Consider the following 25,448-nt stretch of genomic DNA (forward strand, 5'->3'; position numbering starts at 1 on the left):
ATGTATACGTCCCTCAAGGAGACCGACCACGGGGCGGCCTCACACGAGGGGGGTGGGCCGCCGGCGCGGGCCGTACCGCGCTGGCGGCGTTCGCTGCGGCCGTATCTGCTGATCGTGCCCGCGCTGCTGCTCACCGGCGGGATCCTGTACCCCTTCGGGCTCGGCCTCTTCTACACGTTCTTCGACTTCGCGGCGAGCAAGCCGCAGCCCGACATGGTCGGCCTGGAGAACTACCGGCGCATCTTCACCGAGACGTCGTTCTGGAACTCGGCGTGGGTGACGGTGCTGTACGCCGTGGGCGCGGCGGCCGTCGAGACGGTGCTCGGGGTCGCGGTGGCGCTGCTGCTGCACCGCTCGACGCTGGTCGGGCGCGTACTGGAGAAGATCCTCATCCTGCCGCTGATGATCGCGCCCGTGATCGCCGCGATCATGTGGAAGCTGATGCTCCAGCCGAGTGTCGGCGTCATCAACTACCTGCTGAAGCCCTTCGGGCTCGGGGGCGTGCAGTGGACGGACACCCCGGCCGGCGCGCTGCTCTCGTCGATCGCGGTGGATGTGTGGGTCTATACGCCGTTCGTGGCGATCCTGGCGCTGGCCGGACTGCGGTCGCTGCCCGTGTCGCCGTTCGAGGCGGCGGCGGTGGACGGGGCCGGGTGGTGGTTCACGTTCCGGAAGCTGACGCTGCCGATGCTTTGGCCGTACGTCCTGGTGGCGGTGATCTTCCGGTTCATGGACTCGCTGAAGGTCTTCGACATCATCTATGCCCTGACGGAGGGCGGGCCGGGTGACTCGACCGTGGTGCTCCAGATCCGGGCGTACCTGGAGGCGATCCGCTTCCAGCGGTACTCGTTCGGGATCAGCTACATGATCGTGCTGTGGGCGGTGGTCTACCTGGTGACGATGGTGCTGGTCCGGTATCTCGGCACGATCCAGAACCGGGCGGCGGAGGTACCGAAATGAAACGCAGGATGCTGGCGATCGCAGCCGACGGTGCGTTGATTCTCTACTTCGTCTTCGCGCTCTTTCCGATCGCCTGGATGATCATTCTGTCGCTGAAGCCGGCCAACGAGCTGTTCAGTACGTACTTCTCCTTCTCGCCGACCTTCGATTCGTACAAGACCGTGCTCGGAGCGGGCAACGACGAGGGTGTGCCCTTCCTCCGTTTCTTCGTCAACAGCCTGGTCGTGTCGCTGGGGGCCGTCGCGCTGTCGCTGGTGATCGGGCTGCCTGCCGCCTATGCCGCGGCCCGGTGGCGGTTCCGGGGCTCGGAGAACCTCATGTTCACCCTGCTGTCCTTCCGGTTCGCGCCCGAACTCACCGTGATCATCCCGCTGTTCGTGCTCTACCAGAAGTTCGGACTCTTCGACACGTACGTCGGCATGATCTGGGTGCTCCAGCTCGTCACGCTGCCGCTGATCGTCTGGATCATGCGCTCGTACTTCTCCGACCTCTCCCCGGAGCTGGAACAGGCCGCGCTGCTCGACGGCTACACGAGGAAACAGGCCTTCTTCAAGGTCGCGCTGCCCCTGGTCAAGCCGGGCATCGCCGCGGTCTCGCTGCTCGCCTTCATCTTCGCCTGGAACAACTTCGTCTTCCCCCTGATCCTCACTTCCTCCGAGGCGCAGACGGTCACCGTCGGCGCCCTGTCCTTCCTCGGCGGCGACCGCCCCAAGTACAACCTGACAGCTGCCGCGGCGCTGGTCTCCGTGATCCCGCCGCTCCTCCTCGCCCTCACCATCCAGCGCTATCTGGTGCGCGGGCTCTCCTTCGGGGCGGTGAAGTCCTGATGACAGCAGCCATCTCGCTGCGCGGGATCCACAAGACGTACGGCAAAAACACCGCACTCGACGGCCTGGAACTCGACGTCGAGGAGGGCGAGTTCTTCTGCCTGCTCGGCCCGTCGGGTGCCGGGAAGACCACGACGCTGAAGACCGTCGCCGGCCTGGAGGAGCCCCAGTCCGGGACGGTGTGGCTCGACGGCACGGACATGACGGGCGTCGAGCCGTACGACCGGGGCGTCGCGATGTGCTTCGAGTCGTACGCCCTCTACCCGCACCGCAGCGCGTACGACAACCTCGCGTCCCCGCTGCGCTCTCCCAAGTACAAGCTCCCCGCAGCCGAGGCGCGCAAGCGGATCGGTTCCATCGCCGAACTCCTCGGCATCGACGGCCTCCTCGACCGCCCCGTCGGCCAGCTCTCCAACGGGCAGCGCCAGCGCGTCGCCCTCGGCCGGGTCCTGGTGCGCCCGGCCCGCGCCTTCCTCCTCGACGAGCCGCTGTCCCACCTCGACGCCAAGCTCCGGCAGGCGATGCGCGCCGAGCTGAAGGCCATCGGCGCCGTCCGGCGCACCACCACCCTGTACGTCACGCACGACTCGGTGGAGGCGCTGGCACTCGGTGACCGGATCGGGGTGATCAGGGAGGGCAGGATCGTCCAGACGGGCGTACGCGAGGAGATCTGGCACCAGCCGTACGACACCTTCGTCGCCCGCTCCTTCGGCAAACCCCGCATCAACCTGCTGCCGGGCACGGTCACCCGCGACGGCTCCTTCCTGTCGGAGGACGGCTTCTTCGAGGTGCCGCTGACGGTACGGTCCGCCGCACCCGGCACGCCTGTACAGATCGGGGTCAGACCGCGCGACCTGACGCTCGGCGGATCCGGTCTCGGGCCCGGCAGCATCGAACTGGCGGGCACCGTCTACATCACCGAAGTCCTGGGCCGCGCCACCGAGGTCACCGTCCGCCTCGGCGAGCAGCACCTGTCCCTGGTCGTGCCGCGCGCGGACGCCGCCGGGCTGCGGCCGGATGCGCCGGTGAGGCTGTCCGTACGGCCTGAGAGCCTGCTGCTGTTCGAGGCCGACGGGCCGGACCGACCAGGACGAAGGATCACCGAATGAACAGCGACCAGCAGCGCGGCCCCGCACCCCGCCAGGCAGCCATCGCCGAACAGGTGCTCGCGGCGGGCTCGGCGACCGCCGCCGAGCTGGCCGAGCGCTTCGACGTCAGCCTGATGACCATCCACCGGGACCTCGACGAGCTCGAACGGCAGGGCCTGGTCCGGAAGTTCAGGGGCGGGGTCACCGCCCAGCCGTCCGGCGTCTTCGAATCGAACGTCGCGTACCGCCTCAAGACGATGCGCGCCGAGAAGGCCGCTGTCGCCGAGCACGCGCTGAAGCTCATAGAGCCCGGCATGGCCGTGATGCTCGACGACTCCACCTCGACCCTGGAGATAGCGCGCCGGCTCGGCCCGATCACTCCGCTGACCGTGGTCACGAACTTCCTCGAAGCGCTGACCCTGCTGTCGAGTGAGCGCGGCATCCACCTGATGGCGCTCGGCGGCGACTACGACCCCCTTCACTCTTCCTTCCTGGGCGTCTCCTGCATGGAGGCCGTACAGCTCCTCCAGGTCGACATCTGCTTCACGTCGACGTCCGCGGTCTCCGGCGGCTTCGCCTACCACCAGGAGCAGCACATCGTCTCCGTCAAGCGGGCCATGCTCGACTCCGCCGCGAAGAACGTGCTGCTGCTCGACCACTCCAAGCTCGGCCGCGTCGCACTCCACCGCCTCGCCCCGCTGTCCCGCTTCGACCTGGTGCTGGTCGACGACGGGGCGTCGGCGGAACTGCTGCGCGACCTCGACGAACACAAAGTCCCGTACGAGGTGTGCGCGACGGCGACGGGAGGGCCCGGCAATGACCGAATTGGCGCTGCGTGAGCTGCGCAAGACCTATGCCTCCCGGGGCAGACCCCAGGTCCGGGCCGTACGCGGCATCGACCTGGAGCTGCACTCCGGTGAGCTGCTCGGCCTGCTCGGCCCGTCCGGCTGCGGCAAGTCCACCACCCTGCGCATGATCGCGGGCCTGGAGCCGGTGACCGGCGGGGACATCCTCGTCGGCGGCTCCTCGGTGGTGACCGTCCCGGCCCAGCAGCGCAACATCGGGGTCGCCTTCGAGAATTACGCCCTCTACCCGCCGCTGACGGTCGCCGACAACCTGGGCTTCGGGCTCGCCGCGCGCCGCAGGCCGCGCAAGGAAGTGGCCTCGCGCGTACGGGACATGGCCGAGCGGATCGGCCTGACCGACATCCTCGACGCCAGGCCGGGCGGGCTTTCGAGCGGCCAGAAGCAGCGGGTGGCGCTGGCCCGCGCGCTGATCCGCGAGCCCGACGTACTGCTGCTCGACGAGCCCCTGTCCCATCTGGACGCGGCGCAGCGCGACACGACGCGGCGCGAACTCAAACGCATCCAGAAGGACCTGGGGCACACCACCATCCTGGTCACGCACGACCAGGAGGAGGCGCTGTCGCTCGCCGACCGGATCGCGGTGATGAAGGACGGCGTGATCCAGCAGCTCGGTACGCCGTACGAGATCTACGACAGCCCGGCGAACCTCTTCGTCGCCGACTTCGTCGGGGAGCCCGCGATCAACCTGCTGCCAGGTGTCGTCGAGGACGACGGGCGGGTGCGGCTCTCGGACGACGTACGGCTGGCAGTTCCGGCGGGGGTACGGCTGGAGGCCGGGCGCGAGGTCGTCCTCGGCATAAGGCCCGAGGACCTGCGCCTGGCGGAGGACGGGGCGCCCGGCGTGCCGGCCCGGGTCAGCGCGCACGAGCCCTTGCTCGAAGCGGGGATCGCCACCCTCGCCCTCGACGGGGTGGCCGAGCCCCTCGTCGTACAGACCGGTCCCGAGGTACGCCTCGACCGGGACGAGACCGTGCGGGTGACCGCAGACCCGCAGCTCACGCACGTCTTCGACGCCGAGACAGGAGATGCCCTGCGATGAAAGTCCTGGCCGCCGGTGACCACTTCGTCCTCAACCCACTGATCGGCGACGCCCTGGCCTCCGCCATGACCGGCACGCCCGTCGAACTGACCGAGCTCACCCTCCCCTGGCCGCTGGAACCTTTCGGCAAGGTCGCCGAGGTCGACGAGGCCAGCAACTCGGAGGACGAGCTGATCAAGGCGCTCCAGGGCGTCGAGGTGTGCGTGACCCAGATGGCGCCGTTCACGGAGCGGGTGCTCGACTCCGCTCCCGACCTGCGGCTCGTCGTCGTCTGCCGCGGCGGCCCGGTCAACGTCAACGTCGAGGCGGCCCGCAAGCGCGGCGTGAAGGTGTGCTTCGCGCCGGGACGGAACGCCGCCGCGACGGCCGAGTTCACGGTCGGGATGATGCTGGCCGCGATGCGCCGCATCCCGGAGACCCACGACTCGCTCGCCCGGCAGGGCCTCTGGGACGGCTCGTACTACACGTACGAGCGGTGCGGGCCCGAGCTCGAAGACACCCGCGTCGGCCTGATCGGTTACGGCGCCGTGGGCAGCCGGGTCGCGCGGGTGCTGTGCGCGTTCGGTGCGGAGGTGGAGGTGTACGACCCGTATGTGCGCGGCGATGTGCACGGCCTACGGGTCGCCTCGCTCGACGAGCTGCTGTCGCGGTCGCGGGTGGTGACGCTGCATGCGCGCCTGACGGAGGAGACGCGGGGTCTGATCGGCGCCCGGGAGCTCGCTCTGATGCCGCGCTCGTCCGTACTGGTCAACGTGGCGCGAGGCGGTCTGGTCGACACGGATGCGCTGTGCGACGCGCTGGACAGCGGTCAGTTGGCGGCGGCCGCCCTGGACACGTACGAGCAGGAGCCGCTGCCCGCCGGGGCGCGGCTGCGGGGCGTGCCGGGTGTCGTCATGACGCCGCACCTGGGCGGCGCGAGCCGCCAGGTCGCCGAGAAAGCGGCGCGCATCGCGGCGGCCGAGGTGGCCAGGTACGCCGCAGGAACCCCACTCGCGCACTGCCTGACCTGAGGAGGCCGGACCGGGATGTACGTCGGTATCGATGTGGGCACGTCCATGGTGAAGGCGGCCGCGTTCGACGCGCACGGGCGGCAGATCGCCGTCCAGGCGCGACCGGTCGCGCTCGACATCCGCGACGGGTTCGTCGAGCAGGACATGGACGAGGTGTACGCGGCGGTCGTGGACGTCCTGGCGGCGCTGACGGCGGGGCTGGACGGCCCTGTCGAGCTGGCCGGGCTCACGGGGCAGGGCGACGGGGTGTGGCTGGTGGACGAGGAGGGCCGTCCGGTGCGGCCCGCGATCTCGTGGATGGACGGCCGGGCGCACGAACTCCTCAGCCAGTGGATGGAGTCGGGCGTCTTTACGTCGGTGTTCCGGCGTACGGGCAGTGCGATGTTCCCGGGGTGTCCGGGACCTGTGCTGGGGTGGCTGGACCGGCACGAGCCGAAGGCGCTGGACGCGGCCGCCACCGCCCTGTACTGCAAGGACATGGTCTTCCGGCGCCTTACGGGGGTGCGGGCCACGGACGTGTCGGACGCGTCCATGCCGTTCCTGGACCCGCGGACGCGGACGTACGACGACGAGACCCTGGCTCTGCTGGGCCTCGGCCACCGGCGGGGCCTGCTGCCCCCGGTCAGCGACCCGGTCGCGGTGGGCGAGACGGACGGCCCCGGTCTGCCGCCCGGCACCCGGATCGCGGACGGCCCGTACGACCTGCCCGCGTGCGCGCTCGGGGCGGGGGTGACGCGGCCCGGCGACGGACTGCTCATCATCGGCACCTGCCTGGCCTCGCTCGTCGCGACGGACGTACTCGACCTGGAGGGCGAACCGGCCGGCCTCTACATCTCGACCGACGGCCCCGGCCAGTGGCTGCGCGCCATGCCGGCCATGGTCGGCACGGCGGCGCTCGACTGGGTGCTGAACACAACGGGCGTACAGCACGCGGACGTCGACGCGCTGCTGGACGCGACGCCGCCGGGGTCGAACGGGGTTGAGGTCCTCCCCTACTTCGCACCCTCGGGCGAACGCGCCCCGTTCGTGGAACCGCGTCTGCGGGCGGAGCTCACGGGGGTGTCCCTGGAGACCACGAAGGGCGACCTGGTCCGCGCCACGTGCGAGGGCATCGCGTACGCCGCGCGCCACTGCCTGGAGGCGGCGGGCCTCACGGGCGACCTGGCGGTGTGCGGTGGCGGTACGCGCTCCCCGGCGTGGATGCGCCTGTTCGCCGATGTACTGGGCCGCCCGCTGCGCGTGGTCGAGGGCGAGGTGGGCGCGCGGGGCGCGGTTCTGGCGGCGGCGGAACGGTACGGGGTGCCGCTGGACGTGGCGGCATGGACGCAGCCGACGACGGTGGTGGAGCCGGACGGGGCGCGGGCGGAGCGCTACGGGGTGGGCTACGCGAAGCACTTGGCGGAGCTGGCGCATGCGAGGACGCGGGCGCGTGCGCGGGCGCATCGGTGACCGGCGCCTTTTCCCCTACCCTTCCCCAAGCTCTCAACTTCGTTCGAGCAGGGGAGACCCCATTCTTCCCGCTTTGCTGATCTCTCAGCCTGGGCGTCCACCCTGCACGTAGTCCTTGGGGGAGTTGAGGACCGGGGTCCGGGCGGAGCCCCCGCCGGCGGCAGCCGCACATGTCACAGCCGGGAAGGGGCGGGGTGGGGGAACAAGCCGTCCGCCCCCACCCCGGTGCGCCGGGTGAACCCCGCGTGGCCACCGATCGGCCACTGCGTGAAAGGGGCGCGCACGCGCCACCCGAACCCGTCCGGCCTCGCCTATCGTGCATGCGCCGCCCACTCATATCCGCCTCAGCCAGGGAGAGTTACATGCCCGCACAGCCAAGACGCCGCTCCGTACTCCTCGCCGCCGGCGCCGCAACCGCCGCATCCGCACTGCCCGTCGCAGGCGCCTCCGCCGCACCCCGGCAACAACCACAACGCAACCGCCCCGTCGTCATCGGCCACCGCGGCGCAGCCGGCTGGCGTCCCGAGCACACGGCCGCCTCGTACACGCACGCCGTCCAGACCGGCGCCGACTGGATCGAGCCCGATCTCGTACCGACCAAGGACCACGTCCTCGTCGTACGACACGAGAACGAGATATCCGGGACCACGGACGTAGCGCAGCACCCCGAATTCGCCGCCCGTCGCACGACGAAGACCGTGGACGGCCGCTCCGTCACCGGCTGGTTCACGGAGGACTTCACGCTCGCCGAGCTCAAGACGCTGCGTGCCGTGGAGCGCCTGCCGCTCGTAAGAAACAGGAACACAGCCTTCGACGGCCGGCTCGACATCATGACATTCCAGGAAGTCGTCGACCTGGCAAGGAAGTTGTCGAAGCGGTACGGGCGCACGATCGCCGTGTTCCCCGAAACGAAGCACCCCACCTACTTCCGTTCGATCGGCCTCCCCCTCGAACCGGAACTCGTCCGCGTCATCCGCCGCAACCACCTCGACGCCCACGAGTGCATCGTCCAGTCCTTCGAGCCGTCGAGCCTGACCCGGATCGCGGAGGCCCGCCTGCGCCTCCCCCTCTGGCAGGCGCTCGGCACCACCGGCGGGCCGTACGGCCACCCGGCGACGTACAAGGAAATGATGACGCCGGCAGGTCTGCGCCGGATCGCGGAGTACGCCGACTGGATCGGCCCGGACAAGTCCTCCGTCGTCGCCCCTTCGCCGCTGCTCGCGGACGCGCACGCCGCGGGGCTGGAGGTCGGGGCGTACACCTTCCGCTGCGAGAACCAGTTCCTGCCCGCCCAGTTCCGGCGCGGCACCGCGCCCAACGACTTCGGTGACGCGTTCGCGGAGTACGCCCTGCATTTCGGGCTCGGGGTGGACGCAGTCGTGACGGACTTCCCGGACCTCGCGGTGATCGCCAGGGACGCGGCCGCGGGGTAGGACCCGGAGCGGGTCCTAGGACCAACGCCTGATCAACTCCGACCCCTCCTGCTGCTAGCCTGCACTTGCACATCAGTCGCAATAAGCAGTCGGAGGGCTCGGATCATGGCCATTTACACACTTCCTGAACTTCCTTACGACTACGCGGCCCTCGAACCCGTCATCAACCCGCAGATCATCGAGCTGCACCACGACAAGCACCACGCGGCCTACGTGAAGGGCGCGAACGACACCCTTGAGCAGCTCGAAGAGGCGCGCGACAAGGAGTCCTGGGGTGCCATCAACGGCCTGGAGAAGAATCTCGCTTTTCATCTCTCCGGCCACATCCTGCACTCCATCTACTGGCACAACATGACCGGCGACGGCGGCGGCGAGCCCCTGGCGGAGGACGGCGTGGGCGAGCTCGCGGACGCGATCGCCGAGTCGTTCGGGTCCTTCGCCAAGTTCAAGGCCCAGCTGACCAAGGCCTCCGCGACCACCCAGGGCTCCGGCTGGGGCGTTCTCGCGTACGAGCCGGTCAGCGGCCGCCTCATCGTCGAGCAGATCTACGACCACCAGGGGAATGTGGGCCAGGGGTCGGTCCCGATCCTGGTCTTCGACGCCTGGGAGCACGCCTTCTACCTTCAGTACAAGAACCAGAAGGTGGACTTCATCGAGGCGATGTGGAAGGTCGTCAACTGGCAGGACGTCGCGAAGCGTTACGCCTCGGCGAAGGTGCGCGCGAACAACCTGCTGCTCGTCCCGTAGCGCTGCGGGACCGCACACGCCCTGCCTCGTGATCGTCTTCTCAACTTTCACCGGGGCGGGTGGTTAAAAACAGGAGGCCCCCGCGAGGACGTGACTCGCGGGGGCCAACTGTCTGTTTCTGCGCGTTTCGTTCTGCCGTTGCCCGCCCGGGCGGGCATATGCTCGCGAGCTCCTGACGCGAGAGGGCAGCATGGCGAACAACAAGCCGTACTACTGCGAGACCTGCGACTCGACGGAGCAGCACCGGCAACTGAGCAGCTCGGAGAAGACCTGGCTCAAGGGCCAGATCCACGCGAGGAACGTCGACGCGTACATCATGTGTGTGAGAGAGGGCTGCCGGAACCTGCGCACGGGCTGGGACAAGCGCCCTTTCACCCCGCCGCTCCGCGTCCCGCCGCACCACTAGGGCACGGCCCTCCGCCACCCCGTCAGTCGAAGATCGGGCCCTCGGTGCGCGTGCGCTTGATCTCGTAGAAGCCCGGGGTCGACGCCACCAGCAGCGTGCCGTCCCAGAGGCGGGCCGCCGCGTCACCCTTGGGGGCCGGGGTGACTACCGGGCCGAAGAAGGCGACCTCGTCGCCGTTCGCGCCGGGGACCGATATGACCGGAGTGCCCACCTCCTGGCCGACCTTGTCTATGCCCACCTTGTGCGAGGCGCGCACCTCCGCGTCGTACGTGTCCTTGTCGGCGTACTCGATCAGGTCGGCGGGGAGGTCCGCGTCGGCCAGCGCGCCGGCTATCGCCTCGAGGGTCGAGCCCTCGCCCTTGTTGTGGAACCGGGTGCCGAGCGCGGTGTAGAGCTTGCCGACGACCTCGTCCCCGTGCAGCTGCTGGGCCGCGGTCACCACGCGCACCGGGCGCCAGCCCTTGGGGCCGAGCAGTTCGCGGTACTGCTCGGGCAGCTCGTCGAGCTTGTCCTCGTTCAGTACGGCCAGGCTCATGACGTGCCAGCGGACCTCGATGTCACGGACCTTCTCGACCTCCAGCATCCAGCGCGAAGTCATCCAGGCCCAAGGGCAGAGCGGGTCGAACCAGAAATCGGCCGTGGTGGTGGTCTGCGTCTCGGTCCGGGCGTTCTCGGGCATGTCTCTCCTCATGAGGAAGCGTGCGCAACTTGTCCGTGGCAACGCCGCTGCTTGATCGGCGCATTCCCGCGATGCCGGGTGTCAGTGCCGCATGGGAGGATCGGAACGTTCGGACGAGACACGAAGGAGTGCCCGTGCCCGGTGAGAATCTGTCCCGCGACGAGGCCCGCGAGCGGGCCGAGCTGCTGTCCGTCGACGGGTACGAAGTAGCCCTCGACCTGCGATCGGCTGTCGGGGAAGCCGGGGAGGGGGCGCGCACTTTCCGTTCGGTGACGACGATCCGCTTCCAGTGCGCGCGGGCCGGCGCGGCCACCTTCGTTGATCTGCTGGCGGATTCAGTGACGACCGTCACACTGAACGGCGAGCTGCTGGATCCGGCCGCCGTCTTCGACGGTTCCCGGGTCGCAGTGGCCGGACTGGCCGCCGGTTCGAATGTGCTCGTCGTGGACGCGCAGTGTGCGTACAGCCGGACGGGCGAGGGCATGCACCGCTTCGTCGATCCGGAGGACGGCGAGGTCTATCTGTACACGCAGTACGAGCCGGCCGATGCGCGCCGCGTCTTCGCGAACTTCGAACAGCCGGACCTGAAGGCACCGTTCCGGTTCGAGGTCACCACGCCTGAGGGCTGGACCGCGTGGAGCAACGGCGTGGGCGTGCTGGTGGACGGGGTGTGGCGGTTCGCCGAGACCAGGCCCATTTCGACCTATATCACCGCTTTCGTCGCCGGGCCGTACCACTACGAGACCGATGTGTACCGGCGGACGTTCGGTGACGGCACGGAGCTTGAGATTCCGCTCGGCGCCATGTGCCGCAAGGGGCTCGCCCGGCACTTCGACGCCGACGACATCTTCACGGTCACGAAGCAGGGGCTCGACTTCTTCCACGACAACTTCGACTACCCGTACCCCTTCGGGAAGTACGACCAGGCCTTCGTGCCCGAGTACAACATCGGCGCCATGGAGAACCCGGGCTGCGTGACCTTCCGCGAGGAATTCATCTTCCGCGGCAAGGTGACGCAGGCGTCGTACGAGCGCCGGGCCAACGTCATCCTGCACGAGATGGCGCACATGTGGTTCGGCGACCTCGTCACCATGGAGTGGTGGGACGACCTGTGGCTGAAGGAGTCGTTCGCGGACTTCATGGGGTCGTATTCGATGGTGGAGGCGACGCGCTTCACCAATGGGTGGATCACCTTCGCCAACAACCGCAAGGCGTGGGCGTACCGGGCCGACCAGCTTCCTTCCACCCATCCGATCACGGCCGACATCCACGACCTGGAAGACGCGAAGCTCAACTTCGACGGGATTACGTACGCCAAGGGTGCGTCCGTACTGAAGCAGCTCGTCGCGTACGCCGGGAAGGACGCCTTCATGGAGGGCGCCCGTCGGTACTTCAAGCGGCACGCATACGGGAACACCCGGCTCGATGATCTGCTGACGGTGCTGGAGGAGACCTCGGGACGCGATCTGGCCACATGGTCGCGGGCGTGGCTCCAGACGGCTGGGGTCAACTCCCTTACTCCGCAGGTTATTTATGACGCTGCCGGGCGGATCACCGAGCTGGCGGTGCTCCAGGAGGCGGCGCCCAGTCACCCCGAGCTGCGGCCGCACCGGGTGGCGGTGGGGCTGTACCGGCGCGAGAGCGTGGGCGGGGCGCTGGTGCGGTATGCGCGGGCGGAGGTCGATGTCGCCGGGCCGCGTACCGTCGTGGCGGAGCTCGCGGGCAGCGAGAAGCCGGAGCTGGTGCTCGTCAACGACGACGACCTCACGTACTGCAAGATCCGCTTCGATGCCGAGTCGCTCGCCACGCTGCGTGCGCACCTCGGTGAGCTGACGGATCCGCTGGCGCGGGCGCTGTGCTGGTCGGCACTGTGGAACATGACGCGGGACGCGCTGATGCCGGCCCGGGACTTCGTTGATCTGGTCTTGCGGTTCGCCGGGCGCGAGAGCGACATCGGGGTGCTCCAGATGCTGCACGCGTGGTCGCGGTCGGCCCTTACGCACTACGCCGCTCCCGAGTGGCGCGAGGAGGGCGGGCGAGCGCTCGCGGAGGGTGCGCTGCGGGAGCTGCGGCTCGCCGAGCCCGGAAGCGAGAACCAGCTCACGTGGGCGCGGTTCTTTGCCGCGACCGCCACCGAGCCGGCCGACTTCCAGCTGCTCCAGGGGCTCCTGGACGGCAGCGCGAAGATCGACGGCCTTGACGTCGACCAGGAGCTGCGCTGGGCGTTCCTGAGTCCGCTCGCTTCGCACGGCGTGGCGGACGAGGCCGTGATCAACGCGGAGCTGGCGCGCGACGACACGGCGTCAGGCAAGCGGCACCAGGTGCGGTGCCTTGCGTCGCGTCCTTCGGCGGCGGTCAAGGCGCAGGCGTGGGCGGCGGTCGTCGAGTCGGACGCACTGTCGAACGCGCTGGTTGTGGCCACGATCGACGGCTTTGTGCAGGCGGGGCAGCGGGAGCTGATCGCGCCGTACGCGTCGAAGTACTTCGACGCGATCGAGCGGGTCTGGGCCGAGCGGTCGATCCAGATCGGGATGGACGTGGTGTCCGGGCTGTTCCCGGGACTCCAGGACAACCAGGGCACGCTGGACGCGACGGACGCATGGCTGACCGCCCACAAGGACGCGGCGCCGGCGTTGCGGCGGCTGGTGCTGGAGGCGCGGGACGACTTGGCGCGGACGCTGCGCGGACAGGAGTGCGACAGGGCAGCGGCGGCCGCCTGAACCCTGGGCACCGCTTGAGCACCGGCACCGCTGCGGACTCGTGACGGAGCGCCTCCCGGGGGCGGAATCAGGGACTTCGTTCCCCCGCCCCCGGGGCGAGCCCCGGGGGGCGTTCGACTGTTTGGCGGGTTGCCTTTTCGGCAGTCGAACGCCCGTACTTTAGTGCGGGGTTGTCCTGAATTGTCGACGAGCGTGTAACAGCGGTTAGAGAGCGGGGGCCGGGCGGGAACGCCCGGGACATGAACCACGACACCCCCGTCTCCCCCCGCCCCCTCAGCCACCTCACCGACGCCCAGCGGCGCGTGCTGTCCGCAGCGCAGCTGCGTGCGCATGGCGTCACCGCCGCCAAGACCGCCGCGCAGTGCCGCCCCGGCGGGCCCTGGCAGCAGATCCTCCCCGGTGTGTTCGTGCTCCACCCGGGGCCGCCCACCAGCGAAGAGCGGCTGCACGCCGCCCTGCTGTACGCGGGGCGGCCGGCCGTCGCCCCCCTTGTGCCGGCGCAGGCCAGGACCGAGGGCGAGGTGACGTCGTACGGCGACGTCATGGTCACCGGGCTGGCCGCCCTCGCCCTGTACCGGTTCTCCTCCGCTCCCCCGCTCCTCTCCCTCGACCGCATCGACGTACTCGTGCCCCGCACGCGCCGCCTCCGGTCCACCGGGTGCGCACGGCTCGTGCGGGCGCACGCCATGCCCGCGACCCACCAGGTCGGCGGCGTACCCGTCGCCCCGGTCGCCCGCGCCCTCGCGGACGCCGTCGCGCAGCTCAGCGACGCGGATGCCGTACGGCGGCTGCTCACCGAGGCCGTGCGCGGTTCGCATTGCGAACCTGCTGCGGTGGTACGGGAGTTGACCCTCGCCCGGCTGCTGTCGCGGCCGCACGTCGTCGACGCCGTGGACTCGCTGCTCGCCGAGGGGCGGGCCATCGCCGAGGACCGGCTCTATGCCATGGTGCGCGAGCACGGACTGCCCGACCCGCTGTGGAACGTCGATCTGCGGCTGCCCGGCGGACCGCACCTCGGCGGCGTGGACATCTACTGGCCCGAGCAGGCCGTGGCCGTGGAGCTTGACACGCGGGCGCCCCGCCAGGACGAGGACGCAATGGGGTCTCCCCTGCTCGAGCGAAGCCGAGAGCTTGGGGAATGGTCCGAGTACGCCCGTAAGCGCGAGCACCTGGAGCGGCTCGGCATCACCGTCGTACACATCACGCCGAAGAAGCTGCGGGAGTCGCTGGAGCAGCAGGCGACCGTCGTGCGTACGGCGCTGATGGCGTCGGCGGACCGCGAGCCGTCCGCTTATGTGGTGGTTCTGCCTCGTTAGCGCTTCTTGAGGACCAACTCGGTGTTCCGGGCGTTCGCCGGGCCTGCCAGGGTCTGCCGGGCGCCCGGCGCGTTGAACGACAGTTCGCGGTACAGCGCCGCCAGGCCGGTCTGGGACAGGTCGGTGAAGTCCGTACGGTGCGGGGCGGCCGACTCGATGAGCGTCGTGAAGAGAGACAGCGTGCCGTCGTGGTTGTCGACCAGCTCGATGATGCGGGCGAGCTGGGGGAACTCGATGTGCGAGGCCGTGGAGATCTCCCAGAACGTGCCGTGCGGGAGGATCTCGTTGCGGTGGCTGTGCCCGTTGATCCAGGCGATCACGTTGCGGTTCTGCTTGAAGAGCGCGACCAGCTTGTCGCCGCCGCCGTCGTCGAAGGTCCAGCTGTTGTGGTGGCTGAAGACGATGACGTGGTCGTCCTCGTGGGCGAGCAAGGTGCGCTTCAGCCACGCCAGTTGGGTGGTGCCGATCGAGCCTGCGAAGTGGCCGCCCTGGTCGGTCGTGTCGAGGCTGATGCCCAGTACGCCGTCGGCGATGCGGAAGGAGTAGTAGAGGGTTTTGGAGTCGGCGTTCTCCTGGGTGTAGCCGTGGCCGGGTGCGCCGGGCGCGCCCGCGTACGCCGGGTTGAGGTGTGCCTGTACGTACTCGCGCGGGGTGAAGGGTGCGCGGGACGGGTCGGGCGTGATCGGGCGCATGCGGCGGGTCTCGCGGCGCAGGAGGTCCTTGAAGTAGCTGCCCCGGGGGTCGTTGCCCTTCTTCAGTACGGATTCCAGGGCGGCGGCGTCTGCCGTCGGGAGGGAGAGCAGTTTGCGGCTGCCCACCGCGAAGTCGGCGAGGAATCCGGTGGCGTCGGCGTTCGCGAAACAGCCGCTGGGCAGGTCGTCGTGGTTGCCGACGGTCGAATACCAGGGGATGCGCAGACCGGGGCTGTTCACGGGGCGGATCGCGGCGGCCAGGTAGCCCTCGACGCGGGGGAAGCCGCGCTTCTTGTCGGCGTCGCGCAGGGCGTCGTCCGGGTGCCAGTACAGGGGCAGGCCGGAGTCCTGGACGCCTTCGTAGCGCGTCGCGTCGCCGGTGTTGGGGGTGATGCGGCCGCCGCTCATCGTGCGCAGGAACCAGTCGAGTTCGGCCTTGGAGTTGTTGTCGGTGTTGTCACCGGTCGTCATGGCGAAGCCGAGGCGGGCCCCGGTGACCGGGCCGCCGCGCAGGGCGTTGACGCGCTCGACGAGGGCCACGGCGCCGTGCACCGTGAGGGCCTCCTGCGGGCGCCACGCCCCGGCGGCCTGTGCGCGCAGGTACTCCGTACGGACAGGGTGCTGTACGTCGGTGAGGTGGAGGTCCGTCAGCTGTACGAAGGAGGCGAGCGCGGTGCGGCGGTCGGCGCGGCCGGAGCGGGCGGCGGCGAGTTCGGAGCGTACGACGCGCTGCCAGCCGGGGCCGGGGCCGAGGCGGCGGTAGCCGGACCCGGAGGTGCGGGGGGTAGCGACCGTACGCAGCGAAGTGCCGGTCCAGGTAGGGGTGACGGGGGCGGGGAGGCGGGCGGGGGTGGGCGAGGCGGTGGGTGCGGCTGCCGGCGCGGCGGCCACGGCGGGGGGCTCGGCGGGGGCGGCTGCGCCGTGCTCCTGGCGGAAGGTGAGGCCCAGGCCGGCCGAGACGCCGACCGCCCCGGTGGCGGCGAGGAACGAACGGCGGTCGAGGGCGGCTTCGGCTGCGGAGCGTAGGCGTGACATGGTGCGGTCTCCCCGGGGTGCGAACGCATCGGCCGGGCGGAGGTGAAATCCGCCGCCCACCTGGATGGTTGGCATCGGGGATGGCCTGTGCGTTAACGGCTTCGCAACGCGCAGCGCCGATCACCGGACAGGGATCACCCGCTGTGCGGGGTGCGCGCGAAACGCCATCCGCCCCTCCCCGGGCGGCACGGCTGCGCTCACTCCGCGTTCACCTTTCGGGGAAGGGGGGTGGGTGCGGTGCCACTGGGGGCAGGCCCCCAGACCCCCGGACGGGCTGATCTTTGAGCCTGGGGGTCCCCCTGGACGTAGTCCTTGGGGGAGTTTGAGGACCGGGGTCTGGGGCGGAGCCCCAGCTTCGGGAAAGGGGCGGGTAGGGGAAAGCGCCGCAGGCACCCCGCACCGGCGCACCGCACCGCCCCCCTCAGCCCCCGCCCCGCACCCCGACCCGCCCCACCGCCGGCCTCGTGCGCCACAGTTCGATGCCCGCGTCGACCAGCTCCACGCGGTCCAGCGCCGCCACGCCCGTCAGCGGGTGCCACGCCGCGAGGTCCGTGGAGCCGTTCGTCTCGTGGCGGAGTTCGCCGCCCGTGACCCGGCCCTCGTACACGATCCGCAGGCCCTGGAAGTCGGCGAACTTGCCCAGCCGGCGCGGATATCGGCGCCTGACGGAGTCGACGCCGAGGAGCCGCACCGGTTCGACCGTGTACCCGGTCTCCTCCTCGGCCTCCCGCACCACCGTGTCGTACGGGTCCTCGCCGTGGTCCATGCCTCCGCCCGGCAGCGTCCAGCGTTTCGCACCGTCGGGTGCCACCCAGCGGGCCAGCAGGACCTGCTCGTCCCGGACGCACACGGCGTAGGCCGCCACCCTGAGCTCTTGGTTCATTGGCTGAGGTTACGCCCGCCCGGTATATGGCGGTTCAGGTCCTGTGGCGCATACCGCGCAGTGGCGGATGTGCGCCACTGACCCATTGCATAGACGACAACACTCCCCAAACAACCTCCACTTAGGCAAGGCTGAGCGGTCATCCGGCACCGTATTCCGGACTCCAGGTCCTGACCCGGCCCGGACCCTTTCTTTCAAACTTTCAGACAGCAGGGATGCCCATGACCCTCGAATCCCCCACCTCGATACCCGGGGCGAGACCCGCGGCCCGCATCGCGCTCGCCGCCGGCCTGGTCGCCGCGCTGTGCGCGGCCGCACCGGTATCCGCCGTCGCGGCCGCCGCCGACGACCCGTGGGTCACGCCGCCGGTCGCCAAGTCCGCCGCCGCGAAGCTCGGTTCCGCCGACGCGGAGGTGCTCGCCGAGGCGCAGGCCGACGGCACGAAGAACGTCACGCTGATGGTCGCGACCGCGCCCGGCGCGACCGAGCGCGTCGCGCAGCAGCTCGACGCCGTACAGGGCGGCGTGGTCGGCCGTACGGACGACAAGCTCGGCTACGTACGCGCCACCCTGCCCACCGGCAAGGCGGACGCGGCCATCAAGGCCGCCTCGAAGCTCACCGACGTACACGGCATCGACCTCAAGCAGGTCATCGAGCTGGACGACCCGACCCCGGCGGCGGACCGCGCCAAGGGTGCGGCCGCCGGCGCCGAGGGCACGTACTCGGGCCCCGGGAAGCAGACGCCCGCGAAGAACCCGTACAACCCGTCCCACGAGACCGGTGCCGTGGAGTTCGTGAAGGAGAACCCGAAGGCCGACGGCCGCGGGATCACCATCGGCATCCTCGACTCGGGTGTCGACCTCGGCCACCCGGCGCTCCAGAAGACCACCACCGGCGAGCGCAAGATCGTCGACTGGGTGACGGCCACCGACCCGGTCGCCGACGGCGACGGGACCTGGCGCCGGATGACGGCCGCCGTGAGCGGCCCGACCTTCACGATCGCGGACCGTACGTGGTCGGCTCCCGAAGGCAGCTACAAGTTCAACCTCTTCCGCGAGGACGCCACCAAGGGTGGCGACATGGCGGGCGACCTGAACCGCGACGGTGACACCACCGACGTCTGGGGCGTGCTGTACGACGCCGCGTCCGGCACGGTCCGCGTCGACCTCGACAACGACGCCGACTTCGGCGACGAAGAGGCGATGAAGCCGTACAAGGACAAGCACCAGGTCCGGTACTTCGGCAAGGACGACCCGGCGACCGAGGTCGTCGAGCAGATCCCGTTCGTCGCCGAGATCCGCAAGGACGTCGTCTACAACGCGGCCGGCGCGAAGGCCGACTACGTCAACATCGGCATCATCGAGGGCTCGCACGGCACGCACGTCGCCGGCATCACCGCCGCCAACAGCCTCTTCGGCGGCCGGATGAACGGCGCCGCCCCCGGCGCCAAGCTGGTCTCCTCGCGCGCCTGCACCTGGAGCGGCGGCTGCACCAACGTCGCGCTCACCGAGGGCATGATCGACCTCGTCACCAAGCGCGGTGTCGACATCGTCAACATGTCGATCGGCGGCCTGCCCGCGCTGAACGACGGCAACAACGCGCGTGCCGAGCTCTACACGCGCCTCATCGACACGTACGGCGTGCAGCTGGTCGTCTCGGCCGGCAACAGCGGCCCCGGCACCAACACCATCGGTGACCCGGCCCTCGCCGACAAGGTCATCTCGGTCGGCGCGGCCATCTCCAAGGAGACCTGGGCCGCCAACTACGGCTCGGCCGTGGAGAAGCGGTACGCCATGATGCCGTTCTCCTCGCGCGGCCCGCGCGAGGACGGTGGCTTCACGCCGACCATCACCGCGCCCGGCGCGTCCATCAACACCACCCAGACCTGGGCGCCCGGCGGCCCGGTCGCCGAGGCGGGCTACCGGCTCCCGGCCGGCTACTCGATGCTGCAGGGCACGTCGATGTCCTCGCCGCAGGCGGCGGGCGCGAGCGCGCTGCTGCTCTCCGCGGCCAAGCAGGAGAAGATCGAGCTCACCCCGGTGAAGCTGCGCACCGCGCTGACCAGCACCGCCAACCGGATCAGCGGCGAGCAGGCGCACGAGCAGGGCTCCGGCCTGATCGACATCGTGGACGCCTGGGACGCCATCGAAGACGGCGCCACGGCACACGACTACACGGTCAAGGCTCCGGTCGACACCGCGATCGACTACGCGCTCAAGACCCCGGGCTTCGGCACCGGGCTGTACGACCGCGAAGGCGGCCTCAAGGCCGGTCAGAAGAAGACGTACGACGTGACCATCACGCGTACGAGCGGCCCGGACCGTGCGATCGAGCACGAGCTGGACTGGAAGTACAACGACGGCACGTTCCGGCTGCTCGGCGACGACGAGGTCGACCTGCCGCTGAACAAGCCGGTCACCGTCAAGGTGCAGGCGAGGCCCGGTTCGACCGGTCTGCACAGCGCCGTCCTGGAAGCGGACGACGAGCGCACCGAGGGTGTCGACAAGCAGATCCTCGCGACCGTGGTCGCCGCCAAGGATCTGGTGAAGCCGTCGTACACCTTCTCGGACTCCGGCTCGGTGCAGCGCAACAACCCGACGTCGTACTTCATCACCGTCCCCGAGGGCGCGAAGTCCCTGGAGGTCGCGCTCGGCGGTCTCGCGAAGGACAGCCAGACCCGGTTCATCAGCATTCACCCGTACGGTGTGCCGTCCGACCCGACGTCGACGATCAACTGCTACGCGAACTACACCAACCCGGCCAACACCTGCCGCCCGGACCAGCGTTCGTACGCGAACCCGCAGGCCGGTGTGTGGGAGGTCGAGGTCGAGTCGCGTCGTACGTCGCCGCTGCTCGACAACCCGTACAAGCTGGACGTCACGGTGCTCGGCGCCGCCTTCGACCCGGCTGTGAAGACCATCCCGGAGGCCAAGGTCGGTACCCCGGCCGCGGTGGACTGGAAGGTCACCAACGGCTTCGCCGCGATCGACGGCAAGCTGACGGGCGGCTCGCTGGGCTCGTCGAAGGACGCGCGTCCTTCGATCAAGAAGGGCGAGAAGCACACCACCACGGTCACCGTCGGTGAGGGCGTCGAGCGCCTCGACGTCGCCATCGGCGGGGTCTCCGACCAGAGCGCCGACCTCGACCTCACCGTCCTCAAGGACGGGGTGCAGGTCGGCCAGGCCGCGGACGGCGACTCGGAGGAGGCCGTCAGCCTCAGCAAGCCCGCAGCCGGTACGTACACCATCGAGGTCGACGGTTACGCGGTCGGCGACGCCGGGACCGAGTACAACTACCGCGACGTGTACTTCGCGCCGTCGCTCGGCTCGGTCAAGGTCGACGACTCGCAGGTCGTGAAGCTGGCCAACGGCGCTTCCGCGCAGGTCAAGGCGGAGGTCGTGGTGGCCGGTGCGGCCCCCGAGGGCCGGGCCTTCTTCGGCCAGGTGCAGCTGGTGAACGCGCGCGGCACCGCCGCGGGCGTCGGCAGCGTCCAGATCGAGAAGGTCACGCCGTAACGGCTTGACCTCCAGGTCTGCAGGGAAGAGGGGCGGGTGCTCGCACGAGCATCCGCCCTTCTGCTTGCGGACACGTCGGGCCGCACGTCGCCGGGCAGCGGTACTGAGTCGTACGCAACACCGGCCCCCAAACCGAGACGATGCTCACCCACGAGACCCGCGGCGCCCCAGGCCGCCCACGGTCCGTCGTCCGCTGGGGCTGGGCAGCTGCACACCGTCCGTCGTCCGAGGGCCGGACAATGGATTGGACAAGGCGGCCGGGGGCACGCGCATGATGGAGTGCGCCACCCCTGGCCAGCCGTTACGTACGAAGGAGTCCCCGTGAAGGTCGGAATCGTCGGAGCCACCGGTCAGGTCGGCACAGTCATGCGCAAGATCCTGGCCGAGCGGGAATTCCCGGCCGACGAGCTGCGTCTCTTCGCCTCCGCCCGGTCCGCGGGCTCCACGATCGAGTGGCAGGGCAGGAACATCACTGTCGAGGACGCGTCGACGGCCGACTACACCGGCCTGGACATCGTGCTCTTCTCGGCCGGCGGTGCGACCTCCAAGGCACTGGCCGAGAAGGTCGCCTCCCAGGGCGCCGTCGTGATCGACAACTCCTCGGCCTGGCGCCGCGACCCCGAGGTGCCGCTGGTCGTCTCCGAGGTCAACCCGCACGCCGTCGCGGACCGCCCCAAGGGCATCATCGCCAACCCGAACTGCACCACGATGGCCGCGATGCCGGTCCTCAAGCCGCTGCACGCCGAGGCCGGTCTGACCGCGATGGTCGCCACCACCTACCAGGCCGTGTCCGGCTCGGGTCTCGCCGGTGTGGCCGAGCTCGACGGCCAGGTCAAGAAGGTCGTCGACCACGCCGCCGAGCTCACCCACGGCGGCGACGCCGTGGACTTCCCCGAGCCCGGTGTCTACAAGCGCCCCATCGCCTTCAATGTGCTGCCGCTGGCCGGCAGCATCGTCGACGACGGCTCGCACGAGACCGACGAGGAGCAGAAGCTCCGCAACGAGTCCCGCAAGATCCTTGAGATCCCGGAGCTCAAGGTCTCCGGCACCTGCGTGCGCGTCCCGGTCTTCTCCGGCCACTCGCTCCAGGTCAACGTCCGTTTCGAGCGTCCGCTGAGCGTGGAGCGCGCGTACGAGCTGCTCGGCGGCGCCCCGGGCGTGGCCCTGTCCGAGATCCCGACGCCGCTCCAGGCCGCGGGCAAGGACGTGTCGTACGTCGGCCGCATCCGCCTCGACGAGACCGCCGAGAACGGCCTCTCGCTGTTCCTGTCCGGCGACAACCTCCGCAAGGGTGCGGCGCTCAACGCCGTGCAGATCGCGGAGCTGGTCGCGGCCGAGCTCAAGGCCGACCGGGCCTGACCTTTCCGGCGCCTGTGACGGCGGGGCGGGACTCTGCGGTACGGAGTCCCGCCCCGCCGTCATGCTCGCGAGGCGCCTCAGAGCGCCAGGTGCCGACGCAGCGCTGCGTCGACCTCAGCCATGCGCTGGGCAGGCACCACGCCGATGCGGTGTCGCACCCGCTCCACGGCAACCGCGCGGACTTGCTCGCACTGGGCCTTGGAGTCCTTCGCAAGGTTGCATTCCGCGGCCTGCAGCAAGACTTGGAACGGGAAGACCCGGGCGGTGTTCGAGGCCATCGGAACGACGGTGACCACGCCTCTGCCCATACGCTGCACACTCTGGTTGGCGGCGTCATTCGACACGATCACCGAGGGACGAGCCTTGTTGGCCTCGCTGCCGCGCACCGGCTCGTAGTCGATCAAGTAGATCTCACCTCTGCGCATCGGTCAGCCCGTCCCCGACGGTCCGGTCCCAGAACGCCGCGTCCTCGCTCGCGTCCCACTCGTCGAAAGCGGCCGCGTAGTCCGACTCCAGTTGAGAGTTGCGCAGCAGCTCGATCGCCGCATGTATCACCGCGGACCGGGACTGCGCCTCCGTCTTGGCCGCGTACGCGTCGACGAAGGTCACGTCCTCCTGCGGCAGGCTCACACTGATCTTCATACCCTCAATACTACCCGGGTAGGACATGCCTTGCCACCCGCTCCCAGTCAGCTGCGAGCATACTCAGCAGCCATTACATGAACGGCGTGGAAGGATGACGAAAAACGTCACATACCGAGGAGATGACCGGGTGCCTGGCACGAATCTGACCCGCGAAGAGGCGCAGCAGCGGGCGAGCCTGCTCACCATTGACGCGTACGAGATCGATCTCGACCTGAGCGGCGCGCAGGAGGGCGGCACCTACCGGTCCGCGACCACTGTGCGGTTCAACTCCGCCCAGGCGGGGGCGGAGACCTTCATCGACCTGGTGGCGCCCGCCGTGCACCAGGTCGTCCTGAACGGCAAGTCGCTGGACGTCGCCGCGGTCTTCCGGGACTCCCGGATCGCGCTGAAGCACCTTCACGAGGGCCCGAACGAGCTGCAGGTCGTCGCCGACTGCGCGTACACCAACACGGGCGAGGGCCTGCACCGGTTCGTCGACCCGGTGGACCAGCAGGCGTACCTGTACACCCAGTTCGAGGTGCCGGACGCGCGGCGGGTCTTCGCCTCGTTCGAGCAGCCGGACCTGAAGGCGACGTTCCAGTTCACGGTGAAGGCGCCCGAGGGCTGGACCGTCATTTCGAACTCGCCGACGCCCGAGGCGAAGGACAACGTCTGGCGCTTCGAGCCGACGCCGCGCATTTCGACGTACATCACCGCGCTGGTCGTCGGCCCGTACCACGCGGTGCACAGCTCGTACGAGAAGGACGGGCAGAGCGTCCCGCTCGGCATCTACTGCCGCCCCTCCCTCGCCGAGTTCCTCGACGCGGACGAGATCTTCGACGTGACGCGGCAGGGCTTCGACTGGTTCCAGGAGAAGTTCGACTACGCGTACCCCTTCGCGAAGTACGACCAGCTCTTCGTGCCGGAGTTCAACGCGGGCGCGATGGAGAACGCGGGCGCGGTCACCATCCGCGACCAGTACATCTTCCGCTCGCGGACGACCGACGCGGCGTACGAGCGGCGGGCCGAGACGATCCTGCACGAGCTGGCCCACATGTGGTTCGGCGACCTCGTCACCATGGAGTGGTGGAACGACCTGTGGCTGAACGAGTCGTTCGCCACCTACACGTCGGTCGCCTGCCAGGCGTACGCGCCGGGCTCGAAGTGGCCGCACTCGTGGACGACGTTCGCGAACGCGGAGAAGACCTGGGCGTACCGCCAGGACCAGCTCCCGTCCACGCACCCGATCATGGCCGAGATCCGTGACCTGGACGACGTGCTGGTCAACTTCGACGGCATTACGTACGCCAAGGGCGCTTCCGTACTGAAGCAGCTCGTGGCGTACGTCGGGCAGGACGAGTTCTTCCGGGGCGTGCAGGCGTACTTCAAGGCGCACGCCTTCGGCAACACGCGCCTGTCCGACCTGCTGGGCGCGCTGGAGAAGACGTCGGGCCGCGACCTGAAGACGTGGTCGAAGGCGTGGCTGGAGACGGCCGGCATCAACGTCCTGCGCCCGGAGATCGAGACGGACGCGGACGGCCATGTCACGTCCTTCGCCGTACGCCAGGAAGCGCCGCCGCTGCCCACGGGCGCCAAGGGCACCTCCACGCTGCGTCCGCACCGGATCGCGATCGGCTGTTACGACCTGGACGACGCCGGCAAGCTGGTCCGTACGAGCCGCATCGAGCTGGACATCGAGGCGGCCGAGCTGACCGAGGTCCCGTTCCCGGCGAACACCCGCCGCCCGGCGGTGATCCTCCTCAACGACGACGACCTGTCGTACGCGAAGGTGCGCCTGGACGCCGAGTCGCTGTCCACCGTCACCGCGCACATCGGTGACTTCACCGAGTCGCTGCCGCGGGCGCTGTGCTGGTCGGCCGCGTGGGACATGACCCGGGACGGCGAGCTCGCCACCCGCGACTACCTTGCGCTGGTCCTGTCGGGCATCAGCAAGGAGTCGGACATCGGCGTCGTCCAGTCGCTGCACCGCCAGGCGAAGCTGGCACTGGAGCTGTACGCGGCTCCGGAGTGGCGCGAGACGGGGCTGGCGCGGTGGACGGAGGCGACGCTGGAGCACCTGCGGGCCGCCGAGCCGGGCAGTGACCAGCAGCTGGCGTGGGCGCGGGCGTTCGCGGCGACGGCCCGCACCGACGAACAGCTGAACCTGGCCCAGGGCCTGCTGGACGGCACGGAGACCATCGAGGGTCTGGCGATGGACGCCGACATGCGCTGGGCGTTCGTGCAGCGGCTCGCGGCGACGGGACGTGCGGACGAGAAGGCGATCTCGGCGGAGCTGGAGCGCGACAGGACGTCCCAGGGCGAACTGCACGCCACGGCCGCGCGGGCGGCGCGGCCGACCGCGGAGGCGAAGGCGGAGGCGTGGGCGTCGGTCGTGGAGTCCGACAAGCTCCCGAACTCCACGCAGGAGGCGGTCATCGGCGGCTTCGTCCAGACCGACCAGCGTGAGCTGCTCGCACCGTACGCGGAGAAGTTCTTCGCGGCGGTCGAGGGCATCTGGGAGTCGCGCAGCTACGAGATGGCGCAGCAGATCGCGGTCGGCCTGTACCCGGCCATCCAGGTCTCGCAGGAGACGCTGGACGCGACGGACGCATGGCTGGCCTCGGCGGGCCCGAACGCGGCGCTGCGCCGCCTGATCTCGGAGTCCCGGTCGGGCATCGAGCGAGCACTGAAGGCACAGGCGGCGGACGCGGCGGCAGCTTAGGCATCGCCCTGTGGGGCTTGTTCCCCACGCCGAAACGCCGGACGGGCTGGAAAATCCAGCCCGTCCGGCGTTTCTCCC

Annotated in this window: 20 protein-coding genes; 15 read left to right on the top strand and 5 right to left on the bottom strand. The window is 69.8% G+C overall.

Annotation, left to right across the window (positions count from 1 at the left end; translation table 11 throughout):
• The 10 genes from J7I98_RS04875 (at position 1) to J7I98_RS04920 (ending at position 9,825) form a co-directional block, all read left to right on the top strand.
• Entirely contained in the window at positions 1-960 is a 960-nt protein-coding gene (locus J7I98_RS04875) for a carbohydrate ABC transporter permease (RefSeq protein ID WP_251020100.1), read from the top strand.
• Entirely contained in the window at positions 957-1,787 is an 831-nt protein-coding gene (locus J7I98_RS04880) for a carbohydrate ABC transporter permease (RefSeq protein WP_214918656.1), read from the top strand. Before J7I98_RS04875 ends, J7I98_RS04880 begins: the two co-directional genes overlap by 4 nt.
• Entirely contained in the window at positions 1,787-2,896 is a 1,110-nt protein-coding gene (locus J7I98_RS04885; protein ID WP_214918659.1) for an ABC transporter ATP-binding protein, read from the top strand. Before J7I98_RS04880 ends, J7I98_RS04885 begins: the two co-directional genes overlap by 1 nt.
• Positions 2,893-3,714, top strand: coding sequence for a DeoR/GlpR family DNA-binding transcription regulator (locus J7I98_RS04890; protein WP_214918662.1), 822 nt, complete (start codon positions 2,893-2,895; stop codon positions 3,712-3,714). Before J7I98_RS04885 ends, J7I98_RS04890 begins: the two co-directional genes overlap by 4 nt.
• Positions 3,692-4,780 (top strand): ABC transporter ATP-binding protein, encoded by a 1,089-nt coding sequence (locus J7I98_RS04895; protein ID WP_214918676.1) that lies wholly within the window; start codon positions 3,692-3,694, stop codon positions 4,778-4,780. The genes J7I98_RS04890 and J7I98_RS04895 overlap by 23 nt, the downstream gene beginning before the upstream one ends.
• Positions 4,777-5,790, top strand: a complete 1,014-nt coding sequence (locus J7I98_RS04900) for a 2-hydroxyacid dehydrogenase (RefSeq protein WP_214918678.1) — start codon at positions 4,777-4,779, stop codon at positions 5,788-5,790. The genes J7I98_RS04895 and J7I98_RS04900 overlap by 4 nt, the downstream gene beginning before the upstream one ends.
• A gap of 15 nt (positions 5,791-5,805) precedes the next feature.
• Positions 5,806-7,239, top strand: coding sequence for an FGGY-family carbohydrate kinase (locus J7I98_RS04905; protein WP_214918682.1), 1,434 nt, complete (start codon positions 5,806-5,808; stop codon positions 7,237-7,239).
• A gap of 362 nt (positions 7,240-7,601) precedes the next feature.
• Positions 7,602-8,672, top strand: a complete 1,071-nt coding sequence (locus J7I98_RS04910; RefSeq protein WP_214918685.1) for a glycerophosphodiester phosphodiesterase family protein — start codon at positions 7,602-7,604, stop codon at positions 8,670-8,672.
• A gap of 105 nt (positions 8,673-8,777) precedes the next feature.
• Positions 8,778-9,419 (top strand): superoxide dismutase, encoded by a 642-nt coding sequence (locus J7I98_RS04915; protein WP_214918702.1) that lies wholly within the window; start codon positions 8,778-8,780, stop codon positions 9,417-9,419.
• Positions 9,420-9,609: 190 nt separating this feature from the next.
• Positions 9,610-9,825, top strand: a complete 216-nt coding sequence (locus J7I98_RS04920) for a hypothetical protein (RefSeq protein ID WP_214918705.1) — start codon at positions 9,610-9,612, stop codon at positions 9,823-9,825.
• 22 nt (positions 9,826-9,847) lie between these two features.
• Here the strand turns inward: J7I98_RS04920 and J7I98_RS04925 are convergent, their stop codons facing one another.
• The gene (locus tag J7I98_RS04925; protein ID WP_214918708.1) at positions 9,848-10,504 is read right to left on the bottom strand and encodes a DsbA family protein; all 657 of its coding nucleotides are present in this window, start codon (positions 10,502-10,504) and stop codon (positions 9,848-9,850) included.
• Positions 10,505-10,638: 134 nt separating this feature from the next.
• Between J7I98_RS04925 and pepN (J7I98_RS04930) the strand changes: the two genes are divergently transcribed.
• Positions 10,639-13,224, top strand: a complete 2,586-nt coding sequence (pepN, locus tag J7I98_RS04930; protein WP_214918711.1) for an aminopeptidase N — start codon at positions 10,639-10,641, stop codon at positions 13,222-13,224.
• 239 nt (positions 13,225-13,463) lie between these two features.
• Complete coding sequence (locus J7I98_RS04935) at positions 13,464-14,540, top strand: hypothetical protein (protein WP_214918714.1); 1,077 nt, start codon at positions 13,464-13,466, stop codon at positions 14,538-14,540.
• Here J7I98_RS04935 and J7I98_RS04940 read toward each other — a convergent pair.
• Together J7I98_RS04940 and J7I98_RS04945 are read right to left on the bottom strand one after the other, a co-directional pair.
• Positions 14,537-16,267: a TIGR03767 family metallophosphoesterase gene (locus J7I98_RS04940; protein ID WP_214918717.1), complete on the bottom strand. Its 1,731-nt coding sequence runs from the start codon at positions 16,265-16,267 to the stop codon at positions 14,537-14,539. The genes J7I98_RS04935 and J7I98_RS04940 overlap by 4 nt on opposite strands.
• 421 nt (positions 16,268-16,688) lie before the next feature.
• Positions 16,689-17,150 (bottom strand): NUDIX hydrolase, encoded by a 462-nt coding sequence (locus J7I98_RS04945; protein WP_214918729.1) that lies wholly within the window; start codon positions 17,148-17,150, stop codon positions 16,689-16,691.
• 221 nt (positions 17,151-17,371) lie between these two features.
• Here J7I98_RS04945 and J7I98_RS04950 point away from each other — a divergent pair, with 221 nt between their 5' ends.
• Together J7I98_RS04950 and J7I98_RS04955 are read left to right on the top strand one after the other, a co-directional pair.
• Positions 17,372-20,665 (top strand): S8 family serine peptidase, encoded by a 3,294-nt coding sequence (locus J7I98_RS04950; RefSeq protein ID WP_214918732.1) that lies wholly within the window; start codon positions 17,372-17,374, stop codon positions 20,663-20,665.
• A 321-nt stretch (positions 20,666-20,986) separates the two neighbouring features.
• The gene (locus tag J7I98_RS04955) at positions 20,987-22,024 is read left to right on the top strand and encodes an aspartate-semialdehyde dehydrogenase (protein WP_214918746.1); all 1,038 of its coding nucleotides are present in this window, start codon (positions 20,987-20,989) and stop codon (positions 22,022-22,024) included.
• 77 nt (positions 22,025-22,101) lie between these two features.
• Here the strand turns inward: J7I98_RS04955 and J7I98_RS04960 are convergent, their stop codons facing one another.
• Positions 22,102-22,449, bottom strand: a complete 348-nt coding sequence (locus J7I98_RS04960; RefSeq protein WP_214918749.1) for a type II toxin-antitoxin system PemK/MazF family toxin — start codon at positions 22,447-22,449, stop codon at positions 22,102-22,104.
• The gene (locus J7I98_RS04965) at positions 22,436-22,666 is read right to left on the bottom strand and encodes a ribbon-helix-helix domain-containing protein (RefSeq protein WP_214918752.1); all 231 of its coding nucleotides are present in this window, start codon (positions 22,664-22,666) and stop codon (positions 22,436-22,438) included. Before J7I98_RS04965 ends, J7I98_RS04960 begins: the two co-directional genes overlap by 14 nt.
• Before the next feature lie 130 nt (positions 22,667-22,796).
• Here J7I98_RS04965 and pepN (J7I98_RS04970) point away from each other — a divergent pair, with 130 nt between their 5' ends.
• Positions 22,797-25,370 carry an aminopeptidase N gene (gene pepN, locus J7I98_RS04970; RefSeq protein WP_214918766.1) on the top strand — a complete coding sequence of 858 codons (2,574 nt, stop codon included), beginning with the start codon at positions 22,797-22,799 and terminating at the stop codon, positions 25,368-25,370.
• Positions 25,371-25,448: the final 78 nt, after the last annotated feature.

This window comes from Streptomyces sp. ISL-98 (assembly GCF_018614055.1).
Taxonomy (GTDB): domain Bacteria; phylum Actinomycetota; class Actinomycetes; order Streptomycetales; family Streptomycetaceae; genus Streptomyces; species Streptomyces spiramyceticus.

Excerpts from the sequence above, each read along its gene's own strand:
- J7I98_RS04910 (WP_214918685.1), top strand. The coding sequence starts at position 7,602 with ATGCCCGCACAGCCAAGACGCCGCTCCGTACTCCTCGCCGCCGGCGCC.
- J7I98_RS04890 (WP_214918662.1), top strand. The coding sequence starts at position 2,893 with ATGAACAGCGACCAGCAGCGCGGCCCCGCACCCCGCCAGGCAGCCATC.
- J7I98_RS04895 (WP_214918676.1), top strand. The coding sequence starts at position 3,692 with ATGACCGAATTGGCGCTGCGTGAGCTGCGCAAGACCTATGCCTCCCGG.
- J7I98_RS04875 (WP_251020100.1), top strand. The coding sequence starts at position 1 with ATGTATACGTCCCTCAAGGAGACCGACCACGGGGCGGCCTCACACGAG.
- J7I98_RS04925 (WP_214918708.1), bottom strand. The coding sequence starts at position 10,504 with ATGCCCGAGAACGCCCGGACCGAGACGCAGACCACCACCACGGCCGAT.
- J7I98_RS04905 (WP_214918682.1), top strand. The coding sequence starts at position 5,806 with ATGTACGTCGGTATCGATGTGGGCACGTCCATGGTGAAGGCGGCCGCG.
- J7I98_RS04935 (WP_214918714.1), top strand. The coding sequence starts at position 13,464 with ATGAACCACGACACCCCCGTCTCCCCCCGCCCCCTCAGCCACCTCACC.
- J7I98_RS04965 (WP_214918752.1), bottom strand. The coding sequence starts at position 22,666 with ATGAAGATCAGTGTGAGCCTGCCGCAGGAGGACGTGACCTTCGTCGAC.
- J7I98_RS04950 (WP_214918732.1), top strand. The coding sequence starts at position 17,372 with ATGACCCTCGAATCCCCCACCTCGATACCCGGGGCGAGACCCGCGGCC.
- J7I98_RS04915 (WP_214918702.1), top strand. The coding sequence starts at position 8,778 with ATGGCCATTTACACACTTCCTGAACTTCCTTACGACTACGCGGCCCTC.
- J7I98_RS04920 (WP_214918705.1), top strand. The coding sequence starts at position 9,610 with ATGGCGAACAACAAGCCGTACTACTGCGAGACCTGCGACTCGACGGAG.
- J7I98_RS04885 (WP_214918659.1), top strand. The coding sequence starts at position 1,787 with ATGACAGCAGCCATCTCGCTGCGCGGGATCCACAAGACGTACGGCAAA.
- J7I98_RS04900 (WP_214918678.1), top strand. The coding sequence starts at position 4,777 with ATGAAAGTCCTGGCCGCCGGTGACCACTTCGTCCTCAACCCACTGATC.
- J7I98_RS04940 (WP_214918717.1), bottom strand. The coding sequence starts at position 16,267 with ATGTCACGCCTACGCTCCGCAGCCGAAGCCGCCCTCGACCGCCGTTCG.
- J7I98_RS04945 (WP_214918729.1), bottom strand. The coding sequence starts at position 17,150 with ATGAACCAAGAGCTCAGGGTGGCGGCCTACGCCGTGTGCGTCCGGGAC.
- J7I98_RS04880 (WP_214918656.1), top strand. The coding sequence starts at position 957 with ATGAAACGCAGGATGCTGGCGATCGCAGCCGACGGTGCGTTGATTCTC.
- J7I98_RS04960 (WP_214918749.1), bottom strand. The coding sequence starts at position 22,449 with ATGCGCAGAGGTGAGATCTACTTGATCGACTACGAGCCGGTGCGCGGC.